The organism is Variovorax sp. Soil_C_12, from assembly GCF_057657375.1.
On the sequence record NZ_JBDGIO010000006.1, the window covers coordinates 354625 to 368868 of the forward strand.

Sequence of the window (14244 nt, forward strand, 5' to 3'; positions counted from 1 at the left end):
TCAGGCGTCCACGTGCAGCGCACGCCGGTACTGCACCGCCTCCGCCACATGCCCCGCCTGCACCGTGCCGGCGCCGGCCAGGTCCGCGATCGTTCGGGCCAGCTTGAGCGCGCGATGGGTCCCGCGCGCCGATCAGCCCAGCCGAGACGCCGCCGCATGCAGGAACTGCAGGGCGGCGGCGTCGAGCTGCGCGTGGCGGTCGATCTCCGCGCCTTGTAGCGCCTGGTTGGCCTTGCCCTGCCGGCGGATGGCACGCTCGCGCGCTTCGACGACGCGCACACGCACCTGCGCACTGGCTTCGCCGGCGGGGGTGTCGAGCAGTTGGGTCGCCGGCACCGCGGGCACCTCGATGTGCAGGTCGATGCGGTCCAGCAAGGGCCCGCTGAGCTTGCCCTGGTAGCGGGCCACCTGGTCCGGCGTGCAGCGGCAGGACTTGAGCGAGGAGCCCAGGTAGCCGCAGGGACAGGGGTTCATGGCCGCAACCAGCTGGAAGCGGGCCGGGAACTCGGCACGCCGCGCCGCCCGCGCGATGGTGATGTTGCCGGTCTCCAGCGGCTCGCGCAGCGCCTCGAGCGCGCTGCGCTGGAACTCGGGGAACTCATCGAGGAACAGCACGCCGTTGTGCGCCAGCGAGATCTCCCCCGGCCGCGGCGGCGAGCCGCCGCCCACCAAGGCCACCGCACTGGCGCTGTGGTGCGGGCTGCAGGTCGGCCGCACGCGCCAGCGCTCGACGGCGAAGCGTCCCTGCAAACTGGCCACCGCCGCGCTCTCCAGCGCCTCGTCGACGCTCATCTCCGGCAGCAGGCCGGCGAAGCGCTGGGCCAGCATCGACTTGCCGGAACCCGGCGGGCCCACCATCAGCAGGCTGTGCTGGCCTGCCGCGGCGATCTCCAGGGCGCGTCTCGCACCCGCATGGCCCTTGACCTCCGCCAGATCTGCCACGGGCGCCGCCGGCCCGGCGGGGGCGGGCAGCGCGCGATGCCAGCCATCGTCCGCCGCCTCGCCCGGCGTCGGTCCGCCCGGCAGGAACTGCCGCACCACATCGAGCAGGTGGGCCGCACCGTAGATCTCGGCACCGGGCACCAGAGCGGCCTCGCGCGCGCTCTCGGCCGGCAGCACCAGCCGCGTCGCGACGCCCCGGCCATGCAACGCCAGCGCCATCGCGAGTGCACCACGCACGGGCCGCAGATGCCCTGAAAGCGAGAGCTCCCCCGCGAACTCGTGGCCGGCCAGGCGTGCCGCCTCGATCTGTCCGGCGGCCGAGTCCTTCGGCAGGTCGGCCGGCGCCAGGTTGACCGTGATTCTCTTGTTGCTCGGGAATTCGAGGCCGGCGTTCTGGATGGCGGCGCGCACGCGCTCGCGCGCTTCCTTCACCTCCACGTCGGCCAGGCCCACCAGCGTGAAGCTGGGCAGGCCATTGGCCAGATGCACCTCGACCGTGACACTCGCCGCTTCCAGGCCCAGCAAAGCACGGCTTTGCACCAAAGACAGACTCATTTTTCTCCCTTTTCACCAAGATGGTGCAACCATCCTGTGTTCATGCGCCTCCATGCACCTCTCCCAAGCTCCGCGCACGCGGCTGCGAGATTTGGCACGCTCCCTGCTTTGAATCGGTATCCAACATTTCAAAACTGACCGAGGAGTCTCCCGATGATGCACCGTAAAACCGCGTCCGCCTTGGCTGTGGCCGCGCTGGCAGCCCTTCCCATGCTGGCGAGCGCCCAGCTGACAGGGAACGTTTCCCTGACCAGCAACTACAAGTTCCGCGGCCAGGACCAGGACGTGATCGGCAGCGGCGGTTTCGCCAAGACCAAGGGCTTCAAGCCCGCCATCCAGGGCGGCTTCGACTATGCCTTCGGCGAGAGCGGCTTCTACGTCGGCAACTGGAACTCCAGCGTCAACTGGCTCAACGGCAACAGCATCGAGAGCGACATCTACGGCGGCTACAAGTTCAAGGCCGGCGTGTTCGACTTCGACGTCGGCGTGCTCAGCTACATCTACCCGGGCAACGCCCGCGGCAACACCACCGAGCTGTACGGCGCGGGCACCTGGGCCGACGCGGCGATCGGCTCGTTCACGCTGAAGTACTCGCACACCGTGTCCAAGGACTACTTCAACTACGCCGGGGAGCGCGACGGTTCGGGCCTGAAGGGCCGCAACACCGGCTACCTGAACCTGAGCTACACCAAGGAGATCGTGCCCAAGGTCACGCTGAAGGCGGCGGTGGGCTACACGCACATGAGCAGCGACATCCGCAGCCTGGGCTACAAGAGCTACGTGGACTACAACGTGGGCGCCTCCTACGACTTCGGCAACGGCCTGTCGCTGGCCGGCTCGGTGCAGGGCGCCAACAAGAAGAGCTCGTACCTGCTGGTGTCGAGCCCGGGCGTCGATTTCGGCTTCGGCCCGGTCGGCCAGCAGACCTGGTCGCCCAACAAGGCGCGCTTCATCGTTACGCTGACCAAGACGCTCTGACGCGGCCAGGCGTCGCGTCCCGATCCATCCTGAGGAGAAACATCGTGAAATCTGTGGGGGAAACATCATGAAGCTGGTCACAGCCATCATCAAACCGTTCAAGCTCGACGAGGTGCGCGAGGCGCTCTCGACGATCGGCGTGCAGGGCATCACCGTGACGGAAGTCAAGGGCTTCGGCCGCCAGAAGGGCCACACCGAGCTCTACCGCGGCGCCGAGTACGTGGTCGACTTCCTGCCCAAGGTCAAGATCGAGGCCGCCGTGGCCGACGATCTGGTCGAGCGCGTGATCGAGGCGGTCGAGAGCGCCGCCCGCACCGGCAAGATCGGCGACGGCAAGATCTTCGTCTACGACCTCGAGCAGGTCGTGCGCATCCGCACCGGCGAAACAGGCCGCGAAGCCCTTTGACTTCGAGGCACGAAAGAACAGATCCAATGAAAAAACTGCTTGTCTCTCTCGCCCTGGGCCTGAGCGTGCTCGCCGCCGGCACCGCCGGCTTTGCCCAGACGCCGCCGGCGCCGGCGCCGGCAGAAGCGCCCGCCGCCACCGCCCCGGCCGCCGCCGCGCCCGCGGCACCCGCCGCAGCGGCCCCGGCCGCTCCCGCTGCCGCCGCACCCGCCGATGCCGCAGCAGCAGCGCCGGCCGCGCCCTCCTTCAACAAGGGCGACACCGCCTGGATGCTGCTGTCGACGCTGCTGGTCATCATGATGACCATCCCCGGACTGGCTCTCTTCTATGGCGGCCTGGTGCGCAGCAAGAACATGCTGTCGGTGCTGATGCAGATCATGGTCACCTTCTCGATGATCGTGGTGCTGTGGCTGATCTACGGCTACAGCCTCGCCTTCACCGAGGGCAACTCCTTCATCGGCGGCTTCGACCGCCTCTTCATGAAGGGCATCTTCGACTCCGCCACCGGCACCTTCGCGCCGGCCGCGACCTTCAGCAAGGGCGTCTACATCCCTGAACTGCTGTTCGCCGCCTTCCAGGCCACCTTCGCCGGCATCACCTGCTGCCTGATCGTGGGCGCCTTCGCCGAGCGCATCAAGTTCTCGGCCGTGCTGCTCTTCATGGCGCTGTGGTTCACCTTCAGCTATGCACCGATCGCGCACATGGTCTGGTTCTGGATGGGCCCGGACGCCTATGCCAACAAGGACGTGGTCGACGCCATGAACGCCAAGGCCGGCCTGATCTGGCAATGGGGCGCGCTCGACTTCGCGGGCGGCACCGTGGTGCACATCAACGCGGCCGTTGCAGGCCTGGTCGGCGCCTTCCTGATCGGCAAGCGCATCGGCTACGGCAAGGAAGCCTTCACGCCGCACTCGCTGACGCTCACGATGGTCGGCGCCTCGCTGCTGTGGGTGGGCTGGTTCGGCTTCAATGCGGGCTCCGCACTCGAAGCCGGCACCAGCGCCGTGCTGGCCTTCATGAACACCTTCTCGGCCACGGCCGCGGCGGTGCTGGCCTGGTCCATCGGCGAAGCGCTGATGAAGGGCAAGGCCTCGATGCTGGGTGCCGCTTCCGGCGCCGTCGCCGGCCTGGTGGCCATCACGCCGGCGGCCGGCAACGTCGGCCTGATGGGCGCGATCATCGTCGGCTTCGTCGCCGGCTTCGCCTGCCTGTGGGGCGTCAACGGCCTCAAGCGCATGCTCGGCGCTGACGACTCGCTGGATGTGTTCGGCGTACACGGCGTGGGCGGCATCGTCGGCGCCTTGCTGACCGGTGTGTTCAACACCCAGGCGCTCGGCGGCCCCGGCCTGGTGGGCGACTGGGTCACGGCCGGCGTGGTGTCCAACGGCATCGGCGCGCAGGTCTGGATCCAGCTCAAGGCCGTGCTGCTGACCATCGTCTGGTCCGCTGTCGTCTCCTTCGTCGCCTTCAAGATCGTCGACCTCACCATCGGCCTGCGCGTGAGCGAAGAGGAAGAGCGCGAGGGCCTGGACATCTCGTCCCACGGCGAAACCGCCTACAACCGCTGAAGCGGGGCGAGTGCGGGCCGCGCGCGGCCCGCACCCATCGCCTCAAGAACAGTTCAAAGCAAGAGTCTCCTTTGGATGTTCGGCCCGCAAGCGCCCCGGCGCGAGCGGGCCTTTTTTTGGCCTAAGCTGCCGGCATGTGGACCGCCCTCGACGACAGCCTCTGCCAGCTCGGCGAATCGCCCTTCTGGCACCCCCATGAGCGCTCGCTCTACTGGCTCGACATCCCGGGCCGCGCCGTGCTGCGCACCCGCGGGGAGATCGGGGGCAAGCCCACGGTCGAGCGCTGGAGCCTGCCCACCGAGCCCGGCTGTATGGCGCCCGCGGCCCGCGGCGGCCTGGTGATCGCGCTGCGCGACGGCATCTACCGTGCGCGCAAATGGGGCGGGGCGCTCACCGTTCTCGCGCATGTGGACCACGACGCGCGCAGCATGCGCTTCAACGACGGCAAGTGCGACGCGCAGGGCCGCTTCTGGGCCGGCACGCTCAACGAGGCCAAGGACCGCGCCAGCGGTGCGCTCTACTGCCTCGATGCGCGCGGTGGCCGCGTTCCGCAGCTGACCCGCATGGCCGAAGGCGTCACCACCGCCAACGGCCTGGCCTTTGCGCCCGACGCCGACGCGCTCTACTGGGCCGACACCGCCGCGCACTGCGTGAGCGTGTGGGACTGGGATGCCCAGGCCAATCGCCTCGCGCGTCCCCGCGTGTTGCGCCAGTTCGAGGCCAAGCCAGAGGGCTGGTCATCGGCTTCCGCGCAGCGCTACCAGGGGCGGCCCGATGGCGCAACCGTCGACGCCGAGGGCTGCTACTGGGTCGCCATGTTCGAGGGCGGGCAGTTGCTGCGCTTCTCGCCCCTGGGCGAACAGGTGGCGGCGCTGCCCGTGCCGGTGCAATGCCCCACCATGCCCTGCTTCGGCGGCGACGATCTGCGCACGCTGTTCGTTACCACCGCACGCCGCGGGCGGCCTGCCGACGAACTCGAGCAGCGGCCGGCCTCCGGCCAGGTGATCGCGATGCGTGCGGAAGTGTCAGGACTGCCCGTCCGTTTCTTCGCGGAATGAAGCCGCTAGTGGGCGCTACCATCGCCCGCATGGATCCAGCCCTTCGCCAGATCGCCGAGCGCATTCGCGCCGCCGCCGCCGAGCGCACCATGCTGCGCATTCGTGGCGGAGGCACCAAAGACTTCTACGGCGAGCCGCCGCGGGGCGAGCCGCTTTCCACCGGCGAGCTCCAGGGCCTCGTGAGCTACGAACCCAGCGAGCTCGTCGTGACCGTGCTCGCCGGCACGCCGTTGGCCGAACTCGAAGCGGCATTGGCGGCGCAGGGCCAGTGCCTGCCTTTCGAGCCGCCGCGTTTCGATCGAGGCGGTACGGTCGGTGGCATGGTCGCTGCGGGCCTCAGCGGCCCCGCGCGGGCCAGCGCCGGCGCCGTGCGCGACTACGTGCTGGGCGCCCAGCTTCTCAACGGCCGCGGCGAGCTGCTCAGCTTTGGCGGCCAGGTCATGAAGAACGTCGCCGGCTACGACGTCTCACGCGTGCTGGCCGGCTCGCTGGGCGTGCTGGGGCTGATCGCGGAAGTCAGCCTGAAGGTGCTGCCCGTGCCGCCGGCCGAGGCCACGCTGGTCTTCGATTGCCACCAGGCCGATGCGCTGCGCCTGCTCAACGGCTGGTGCGGCCAGCCGCTGCCGCTCAATGCGAGCCGCTGGACGCATGAGCAGGGCCAGGGCCGACTTTGGCTGCGCCTGCGCGGCGCGACCGCCGCGGTGGCGGCCGCCTGCACCCGCCTCGGCGGCGAGCGGCAGGACGATGTGCAGGCCCGCAGCGACTGGGAGGCCGCGCGCGATCTCCGGCTGCCCTGGTTCGACGCGCGCCAGGGCAAAGAGCTGTGGCGCCTGTCGGTGCCGCAGACCGCGCCGGTGCTTCCGCTGGAGGAGCCGCCGCTGATCGAATGGCATGGGGGCCAGCGTTGGTACCAGGTGGCGCCCGGCGAGGGCGAGCGGCTCAGGCAAGCGGCCCGTTCCGCAGGCGGCCATGCAACGCTGTTCATGACCGCGGATGGCGCCGGCACCGCGACGCGCCGCTTCGATGCCCTGAGCGCACCGCTCAAGCGCATCCACGAGGCGCTGATGCGCGAGTTCGATCCCCATGCCGTGTTCGACCGCGCACGGCTCTTCCCCACGACTTGAGATGCAAACCGAACTCGCTCCCGAATTCAAGGGCACGGCCGACGGCGAAGAGGCCGAGGCTATCCTGCGCAAATGCGTGCACTGCGGCTTTTGCACGGCCACCTGCCCGACCTACCAGCTGCTGGGCGACGAGCTCGACGGCCCGCGCGGGCGCATCTACCTGATCAAGCAGGTGCTCGAAGGCAAGGCGCCGACGCGCAGCACGCAGCTGCACCTGGACCGGTGCCTCACCTGCCGCAATTGCGAGAGCACCTGTCCCTCCGGCGTGCAGTACGGCCACCTGGTCGATATCGGCCGCAAGATCGTGGATGAGAAGGTGCCGCGCCCGGCGCTGGAAGGCGCGCTGCGCTGGACGCTGAAGGAGGCGCTGCCCTCGCCGCTCTTCGGTCCTGCGATGAAGCTGGGCCAGTCGGTGCGCGGCCTGCTGCCGGCCAAGCTCAAGGCCAAGGTGCCGGTGCCGCAGCCGGCCGGGGCGTGGCCTGCGCGCAGTCACGCGCGCAAGATGCTGATGCTCGCCGGCTGCGTGCAGCCCTCGATGGCGCCCAACATCAACAGCGCGACCGCGCGCGTGCTCGATGCCGCGGGCATCGCGGCGGTGATCGCGCCAACCGCCGGTTGCTGCGGCGCGGTGAAGTTCCATCTCAACGACCAGGAGGGTGGCAAGGCGCAGATGCGCGCCAACATCGACGCCTGGTGGCCTTTCGTGGAAGAGGGCGCAGTCGAGGCGATCGTGATGAACGCCTCGGGCTGCGGCGTCACCGTGCGCGAGTATGGCCACGTGCTGCGCGATGAGCCGGCCTATGCGCAGAAGGCCGCGCGCATCGGCGCACTCACGCGCGACCTGAGCGAGCTGCTGCCCGAATTGGTGCCGCTGTTGAAGGACCGCGTAAAGGCGCCGCCGGGCGTCTTCGCCTACCACCCGCCATGCACGCTGCAGCATGGGCAGAAGCTGCGCGGCGGCGTCGAGGTGAATCTGCGCGCGCTCGGCTTCGACATACAGGTGGCACGCAACGAGTCGCATCTTTGCTGCGGCTCGGCCGGTACTTACTCCGTGCTGCAGCCCGAGTTGGCCTATGCGCTGCGCGACCGCAAGCTGGAGCACTTGGACCAGCTACGGCCCACCGCCATCCTCTCGGCCAACATCGGCTGTATCACGCATCTGCAAAGCGGCAGCGGGCTTCCGGTGCGGCACTGGGTGGAAGTGCTGGACGAGGCACTGGGTTACTGACGGCGTCCGCCCGACTGCCCTTGGGTCGCCGCGGTCCCGCAGCGGAGTCAGCGCACCGGTGTGATCTTGCGGATCGCGTTGTCGGTGGCGACGTAAAGGTTTCCGCTGGCGTCCAACTTCACGTCCCAGGGATTGTTGAATTGCGCCGTGGTCCCAATGCCGTCGGCTGAACCTGCCGTTCCTGAACCGGCGAGTTTCGTGACGACTCCAGCCGGTGTGATCTTGCGAATCGCGTGGTTTCCTACCTCCGAGACGTAAACATTTCCGCTGGTATCGACTGCAACGCTGGACGGCAAGTTGAATTCTGCGTTTGCGCTCGTGCCGGCGGCTGAGCCAGCTCCTATCCCGGCAAATCTTGTTACGACGCCTGCCGGTGTGATCTTGCGAATCAGGTGGTTGTAGGTATCCGCCACGTAGATGTTTCCGCTGGAATCGACTGCGAGGCCGAACGGATTGTCGAATTGCGCCGTGGTCCCAATGCCGTCGGCTGAACCTGCCGTTCCTGAGCCGGCGAGTTTCGTGACGACTCCAGCCGGTGTGATCTTGCGAATCGCGTGGTTGCCTAGCTCCGAGACGTAGACATTGCCGCTTGCATCGGTTGCGATGCCTCCCGGATAGTTGAATTGCGCGATATCGCCGGGGCCGTCGGCCGAGCCTGCGGTTCCGGAGCCGGCCAGCGTGGTGACAACGCCGGCCGGCGTGATCTTGCGGATCTTGTGGTTGTTGTTATCCGCCACGTAGACATTGCCGCTGGGATCCACCGCCATGCCCCATGGGCCATTGAACTGCGCCGCAGCAGCGGTGTCGTCGGCGAAGCCTGGTGTTCCGGAACCGGCCCAGGTAGTGACGACGCCGGCCGGTGTGAGCTTTCGGATCCTGTTGTTGTAGTAATCTGCCACGTAAACATTGCCGCTGGAATCCACCGCCATGCCCGATGGGCCATTGAACTGCGCCGCATCACCGGTGCCCTCGGCGAAGCCTGCTGCAGCCGAGCCGGCAAGTGTCGAGACCTGCGCCTGCGCTTCGATGCAGTTCACCTGCACGCTGTTCACATCGGCGGTGGCGGTCCCGCTGCCATTGCTCACCTCGCAGTTTTGCCATAGAGGCTGTGTGCCCACCGTCACCGCGTAGGCAGTATTGAAAGCCACTGGCGCAGCGAACCTGAAGGCGCCGTTGGCTTCCAGTGTCAGTGCATCACCGCCGTTGTCCAGCAGAACCAACTTGGTGTTGTCGGCCAGCCCCGTAAGAGTGCCGCCGATGGCATAGGTGGGAGGTGCCGTGTCACCAGCCGGAGGGATCTGCACAGGTGCCGTGTCGCCAGCGGGAGGGATCTGCACAGGTGCCGTGTCGCCGGCGGCAGGTGCACTCGGAGCGGAGGCCAGGAAGCCGCATGTCGAGCACCCGCCATCGCCTCCACCGCCACAAGCAGCGAGAGACAGGTAGAGGGCGGCCATGGCGAGGGGGCGGAGAGTGAAGAGTCTCATGTTCGATTGGCTCGATGGTTGTTGGCGCCGAGTCGGATGGATCGCTCGTGCGTTCAGCGCCAGGATGCGCGGGTGACCGGCTCTTTCAGGGCAAGGGAGCGATCTTGCGGATCATGTTGCCGCTGAGCACATAAAGATTGAGGCTGGCGTCCACCGCTACGTCCAGCGGATTGGAGAACAGGGCAGTGGTGCCGATGCCGTTGTCCGAGCCTGACGCACCGGAGCCGGCGATCGTGGTGACGACGCCGTTGGGCGCAATCTTGCGGATCCTGTTATTGCCGGAGTCCGCTACGTAGACATAGCCGTTGGCGTCGACGGCGAGACCCCACGGCTCAAAGAATTGTGCGGCGGTGCCGGTGCCATCGGCGAAGCCCGGCGTGGAGCCGGCAAGAGTAGTGACGACGCCATCCGGTGTGATTTTGCGGATCAAGCTGCTATGGCTGTCGGCGACATAGACATTGCCACTGGCGTCGACCTTTACAGCGTTAGGCCGGGCGAACGATGCAGCCGTGCCTTGGCCATTGTCCGCGCCGAAGGCCCCGGAACCGGCCAAGGTCGTCACCTCACCATTCGGCGTGATCTTGCGGATCATGTTGTTGTGGAAGTCCGCGACGTAGACATTGCCGCTGGCGTCCACTGCGATGCCGTCCATGTAGCCGGGCGCCGCCGAGCCGGCCAAGTTGGTGACGACGCCGGCCGGCGTGACCTTGCGAACCACATCGTTGTCGTCGTCCGCCACATAGAGGTTCCCGCTGGCGGCGATCGCGAGAGCTTGCGGGCTGTCGAACGCTGCGGCAGTGCCGGTGTCGTCGGCGAAGCCGCTCGCCGAACGGCCGGCGAACGTCGAGACCAGCGCTTGCGCTTCGGCGCAGGACACCTCGACGCTGGTGACGTTGGCGACGGCGGTGCCGTTGCCATTGGCCACGCGGCAGGCTTGCCACAGAGGCTGGGTGGCGATCGTCACCGCGTAGCCGGTATTGAAGGCCACGGGCGAAGCGAAGCTGAATGCACCATTGGCCGCCAGCGTCAGCGCGTCGCCCGCGTTGTTCAACAGAACCAGCTTGCTGTTGGCGGGCAGTCCGGTGAGCAAGCCGCCAATGACGTAACTGGGAGGCGTTGCGCCAGGCAGCGCCGGAGGCTCGGTCGAGGGCGGTTCGGTCGACGGAGGCGTTTCGGTCGAAGGCGGGGTTGCCGGCGACGTGGGCGGGTGGGCCGTCGAGGGGTCTGTCGATGCGCCCGCCAGGGAAGCCCCGAACCCGCAGGCTGCGCAACCGCCATCGCCGCCTCCGCCGCAAGCAGCCAGACACAGGGAGAAGATGGTCGCGGCAAGGGCGCGGAGTGGCAGGGCGCGATAACTGATCATGGGTCTGTTCGAAGGCGTGGGGTCGGCGCCGACTTTGCTGATGCGCGCGGCGCCAAGGCGAGAGCCGAAGTGTGGCGAGCGCGCGCGGATTGCTTGCGGTGTTGCGACAATTCGTCAGATTGGCGTGCTTGAGCACGTGCGCGGCGACGGTTTGATCGCACAAGCGAAGAGGCGCTGGTCCGACCCGGGTCGGGTGGCAGCGCGGCACGATACGCATGTCTTCACTTCGGGAGCAAGACCATGCACAACCGCCCTCTCCACACGCTGTTCTTCGGCGCTGCGCTCGCATGCGCCTGCGTCGCGGGGCCGCTGGCGTCGCACGCGCAGACCGTCGACCCCGGCACCGGCACGCTGCCTGCCATGAAGGTGCAGGGCAACGCGCGCTTCGCCTGCGGCGGCATCGGCTCGGACGAGTCCAACGCCATGCGCGCCGCGATGAAGGATCACCCGCTCGCGCTGCTGTTCGCGCGCGCCGGCGGCGAGTACCTGGCCAATGTGGAGGTCACCATCAAGTCCGCCGGCGGCGACACCGCGCTCGCGATGCGCGCCTCCGGACCCGTGTGCCTGGTCGACCTGCCGGCGGGCCGCTACACCGTCGAGGCCCGCACCGAGGGCATGACCAAGACCCACACGGTCATGGTCGGCCGCGGTTCGCAGACCGCGGATTTCCGCTTCTGAGCGAAGCGGCTCAGGACGCCAGCGCCGCCTCGATGTCGCGCGTCATCGAGGCCGGCGTGTCCAGTGGCGCATAGCGCTTGAGAACGCGCCCGTCCTTGCCGACCAGGAATTTGGTGAAGTTCCACTTGATGGCCGTGCTGCCCAGCAGGCCCGGCGCTTCCTTCGCCAGCCACTTGTAGAGCGGCGTGGCGCCGGGGCCGTTGACCTCGATCTTTTCCATCATCGGGAAGCTCACGCCGTAGTTCTGCACGCAGAAGGCGCCGATCTCCTCGTTCGTGCCCGGGTCCTGGTTGCCGAACTGGTTGGACGGGAAGCCGAGCACCGCGAGGCCCTTGCCAGCGTATTTCTTGTAGAGCGCCTCCAGGCCCTCGAACTGCGGCGTGAAGCCGCATTTGCTGGCCGTGTTGACGATCAGGAGCACCTGGCCCTTGTACTTGGACAGCGGCACCTCGCTGCCGTCGATCTGCCGGGCTTCGAAGTCGTAGATGCTGGTCATGATGGCTTGTCCTCCAGGATGCGGGAATGCCGATCATCCTCGCCGCCGTTCGTTCGCGCAAACGAGGACCACAAGGCCGCCAGCACGATCAGCGCGCCGCCGGCCCAGATGCGGGCATCCAGCGTGGCCGCGCCCAGCGCCACCGAGGAGACGCTGGCGAACAGCACCTCCGACAGCATGATCACCGCGGTGGCGCTGGCCGCCAGGCGCGCGGCGCCGTACTGCAGGCAGACGTTGGCGAAGACGAAGCCGGCGCCCAGCAGCGCCGCCCAGCCCGCCCACCCTGCCGCCGCCGACAGCTGCAGCGGCGGCGGCGCGATGGCGCCGAGCGCGGTGCCGGCCGCCGCGGTCAGGCCCGCCACCAGCGCGCAGCCGGCGAACATGGCGAGCGCGCGCGATTCGCCGGGCGCCGGGCGCAGCCGCCGCAGCAGGATGTTGGCCAACGCGAAGCTGAAGCCGGCCGCCACGCCCAGCCAGTCGGGCAGGCTCGCCGGCACCGGCCAGTCGGTCTCCGGCGTCTTGAGCACGACGGCCACGCCGGCGAGCGCGAGCGCCATGCGCGCGAGTGCCGAAAGGTTGGGCCGCTCGCCGAGGAAGATCCAGGCCAGCAGCACGCTCCACAAGGGCATCAGGTAGAACAGCAGCACCACCCGCACCACGTCGCCCTGCGTCACGGCCCAGTTGAAGCCCACGTTGGTGAAGCCGGCCGCCAGCCCCAGGAGCCACAGACCCGGCCACGTCGCGAAGGCTCGCCACGCATGGCGGCGCAGCCATCCCATGGCCAGCACGATCAGCGCATAGATGAGGGCCGTGGCCCAGACGGGATGCAGGCCATGGGCCTCGATCTGGCGAAAGGGGAACCAGGAGACGCCCCAGACGAAGGCGTTGAAGACAAGCGCGAGAGCGGGCAAGGCAGCGGTGGGCTCAGAGGCTCTCAGTGGTGCTTGTCGCTGCGCGCGATCGCGAGCAGGTGCTCCACCTCTTCCGGATAGCGCTGCAGGTTGTTGCGATGCCAGCGCTTGATCAGCCACATGAAGCCCGCCACCACCAGCCCGAAGGCGGTGATCGCCGAGTAGGCCGAGAGGCCCAGGCCGGTGCAGGCGCTGTAGAACGCGCCGAGGATCAGGATGCAGGCCTGTTCGTTGAAGTTCTGCACCGCGATCGAGCGGCCGGCGCCCATCAGGTTGTGGCCGCGGTGCTGCAGCAGCGCATTCATCGGCACCACCAGGAAGCCGCCCAGACCGCCCAGCAGGATGAGGAAGGGCACCGCGAGCCAGATGTTGCCGATGAAGTTCATCCCGATCAGCAGGACGCCCATGCTGATGCCCAGCGGGATCACGCGCGTGGCCATGTCCAGGCGCATGCGCATCGACGCCACCACCGCGCCCACCGCGGTGCCGATGGCCACCACGCCGGTCAGCGACGAAGCCTGCGCCGTGCTGTAGCCCAGCGCCAGCGAAGCCCAGGCCAGCACGATGTACTTGAGGTTGCCGCCCGCGCCCCAGAACAGCGTGGTGGTCGCCAGCGAGATCTGGCCCAGCTTGTCGCGCCACAGGCGCGAGTTGCAGTGCCAGAAGTCCGGCAGCAGCGCCAGCAGGTTGCGCAGCATGCCCTGCTGCGCATTGGAGCGCAGCGGCCGCATCTCGACGCCGGTGTCGGGGATGCGCGTGTTGAACCAGGCCGCGATGATGTAGACGAGGATCAGCGCGGAAATCGCCGCCTCGGGCGGGGTGTCGATGCCGGTGTCGATCAGCGGCAAGTCCAGCCCCAGCAGCCGGGTCGACAGCGCATGCCCCACCAGCTGCCCGCCGAGCACGATGCCCAGGATGATCGAGGCGATGGTCAGGCCCTCGATCCAGCCGTTGGCCTTGACCAGCTGCGAAGCCGGCAGCAGCTCCGTGAGGATGCCGTACTTGGCCGGCGAGTAGGCCGCCGCGCCCAGGCCGACCACCGCGTAGGCCCAAAGCGGGTGGCCGCCGAACAGCATCATCACGCAGCCCACTACCTTGATCGCATTGCTGATGAACATCACGCGGCCCTTGGGCAGCGCGTCGGCGAAGGCGCCGACCAGCGGTGCCAGTGCCACGTAGAAGATGGTGAAGATCGGGACCAGCGCCGCGCGCTGCCACTCGGGCGCGCCGCCGCTTCGCATCAATTCCACCGCCGCAACGAAAAGCGCGTTGTCGGCCAGCGACGAGAAGAACTGGGCCGACATGATCGTGTAGAAACCGCGCTTCATCGATGGGCTGGCTGGCCAGGAGTCGGGCTGCTGGCAATAGTTGAAATTGGCCGCGGTACTGGCGGAAATGCGCGGTTATAGCATGGGGGTGCAATGTCAAAATGACGTCGCGCCCGGCGTCTCCC

Annotated in this window: 12 protein-coding genes and 1 pseudogene; 7 read left to right on the forward strand and 6 right to left on the reverse strand. The window is 68.1% G+C overall.

Annotated elements, in window-relative coordinates; genetic code table 11:
- Positions 1-1497 (reverse strand): annotated as a pseudogene (locus AC3A6X_RS18815) (YifB family Mg chelatase-like AAA ATPase).
- 156 nt (positions 1498-1653) lie between these two features.
- On the opposite strand from AC3A6X_RS18815, the gene AC3A6X_RS18820 reads away from it, so the two are divergent.
- The 6 genes from AC3A6X_RS18820 to glcF all read left to right on the forward strand — a co-directional run bounded on the left by AC3A6X_RS18820 (position 1654) and on the right by glcF (position 7859).
- Positions 1654-2475, forward strand: coding sequence for a TorF family putative porin (locus tag AC3A6X_RS18820; RefSeq protein WP_487843703.1), 822 nt, complete (start codon positions 1654-1656; stop codon positions 2473-2475).
- 67 nt (positions 2476-2542) lie between these two features.
- Positions 2543-2881 (forward strand): P-II family nitrogen regulator, encoded by a 339-nt coding sequence (gene glnK / locus AC3A6X_RS18825; RefSeq protein WP_309960609.1) that lies wholly within the window; start codon positions 2543-2545, stop codon positions 2879-2881.
- 26 nt (positions 2882-2907) lie between these two features.
- A complete protein-coding gene (locus tag AC3A6X_RS18830) occupies positions 2908-4449 on the forward strand; it encodes an ammonium transporter (protein WP_487843614.1) in 1542 nt (513 codons plus the stop codon).
- A gap of 134 nt (positions 4450-4583) precedes the next feature.
- Positions 4584-5507 (forward strand): SMP-30/gluconolactonase/LRE family protein, encoded by a 924-nt coding sequence (locus AC3A6X_RS18835; protein ID WP_487843615.1) that lies wholly within the window; start codon positions 4584-4586, stop codon positions 5505-5507.
- A gap of 29 nt (positions 5508-5536) precedes the next feature.
- On the forward strand, positions 5537-6631 hold the full coding sequence (gene glcE, locus AC3A6X_RS18840) for a glycolate oxidase subunit GlcE (protein ID WP_487843616.1): 1095 nt from the start codon (positions 5537-5539) through the stop codon (positions 6629-6631).
- 1 nt (position 6632) lies between these two features.
- The gene (gene glcF / locus AC3A6X_RS18845; protein WP_487843617.1) at positions 6633-7859 is read left to right on the forward strand and encodes a glycolate oxidase subunit GlcF; all 1227 of its coding nucleotides are present in this window, start codon (positions 6633-6635) and stop codon (positions 7857-7859) included.
- Between the two features lie 47 nt (positions 7860-7906).
- Here glcF and AC3A6X_RS18850 read toward each other — a convergent pair whose 3' ends face one another.
- Positions 7907-9163 carry an NHL repeat-containing protein gene (locus tag AC3A6X_RS18850; RefSeq protein ID WP_487843618.1) on the reverse strand — a complete coding sequence of 419 codons (1257 nt, stop codon included), beginning with the start codon at positions 9161-9163 and terminating at the stop codon, positions 7907-7909.
- Positions 9164-9428: 265 nt separating this feature from the next.
- Positions 9429-10706, reverse strand: coding sequence for an NHL repeat-containing protein (locus AC3A6X_RS18855; RefSeq protein ID WP_487843619.1), 1278 nt, complete (start codon positions 10704-10706; stop codon positions 9429-9431).
- Between the two features lie 240 nt (positions 10707-10946).
- Between AC3A6X_RS18855 and AC3A6X_RS18860 the strand changes: the two genes are divergently transcribed.
- Positions 10947-11384 (forward strand): carboxypeptidase regulatory-like domain-containing protein, encoded by a 438-nt coding sequence (locus AC3A6X_RS18860; RefSeq protein WP_487843620.1) that lies wholly within the window; start codon positions 10947-10949, stop codon positions 11382-11384.
- A 10-nt stretch (positions 11385-11394) separates the two neighbouring features.
- Here the strand turns inward: AC3A6X_RS18860 and AC3A6X_RS18865 are convergent, their stop codons facing one another.
- The 3 genes from AC3A6X_RS18865 to lplT are packed head-to-tail and all read right to left on the reverse strand — an operon-like array spanning position 11395 to position 14119.
- Positions 11395-11880, reverse strand: a complete 486-nt coding sequence (locus tag AC3A6X_RS18865) for a glutathione peroxidase (protein ID WP_487843621.1) — start codon at positions 11878-11880, stop codon at positions 11395-11397.
- Complete coding sequence (locus AC3A6X_RS18870) at positions 11877-12791, reverse strand: DMT family transporter (RefSeq protein WP_487843622.1); 915 nt, start codon at positions 12789-12791, stop codon at positions 11877-11879. The genes AC3A6X_RS18865 and AC3A6X_RS18870 overlap by 4 nt, the downstream gene beginning before the upstream one ends.
- A gap of 23 nt (positions 12792-12814) precedes the next feature.
- Positions 12815-14119 (reverse strand): lysophospholipid transporter LplT, encoded by a 1305-nt coding sequence (lplT, locus tag AC3A6X_RS18875; RefSeq protein ID WP_487843623.1) that lies wholly within the window; start codon positions 14117-14119, stop codon positions 12815-12817.
- Between the last annotated feature and the right edge of the window lie 125 nt (positions 14120-14244).

Excerpts from the sequence above, each read along its gene's own strand:
- AC3A6X_RS18820 (WP_487843703.1), top strand. The coding sequence starts at position 1,654 with ATGCACCGTAAAACCGCGTCCGCCTTGGCTGTGGCCGCGCTGGCAGCC.
- glnK (WP_309960609.1), top strand. The coding sequence starts at position 2,543 with ATGAAGCTGGTCACAGCCATCATCAAACCGTTCAAGCTCGACGAGGTG.
- AC3A6X_RS18830 (WP_487843614.1), top strand. The coding sequence starts at position 2,908 with ATGAAAAAACTGCTTGTCTCTCTCGCCCTGGGCCTGAGCGTGCTCGCC.
- AC3A6X_RS18835 (WP_487843615.1), top strand. The coding sequence starts at position 4,584 with ATGTGGACCGCCCTCGACGACAGCCTCTGCCAGCTCGGCGAATCGCCC.
- glcE (WP_487843616.1), top strand. The coding sequence starts at position 5,537 with ATGGATCCAGCCCTTCGCCAGATCGCCGAGCGCATTCGCGCCGCCGCC.
- glcF (WP_487843617.1), top strand. The coding sequence starts at position 6,633 with ATGCAAACCGAACTCGCTCCCGAATTCAAGGGCACGGCCGACGGCGAA.
- AC3A6X_RS18855 (WP_487843619.1), bottom strand. The coding sequence starts at position 10,706 with ATGATCAGTTATCGCGCCCTGCCACTCCGCGCCCTTGCCGCGACCATC.
- AC3A6X_RS18860 (WP_487843620.1), top strand. The coding sequence starts at position 10,947 with ATGCACAACCGCCCTCTCCACACGCTGTTCTTCGGCGCTGCGCTCGCA.
- AC3A6X_RS18865 (WP_487843621.1), bottom strand. The coding sequence starts at position 11,880 with ATGACCAGCATCTACGACTTCGAAGCCCGGCAGATCGACGGCAGCGAG.
- lplT (WP_487843623.1), bottom strand. The coding sequence starts at position 14,119 with ATGAAGCGCGGTTTCTACACGATCATGTCGGCCCAGTTCTTCTCGTCG.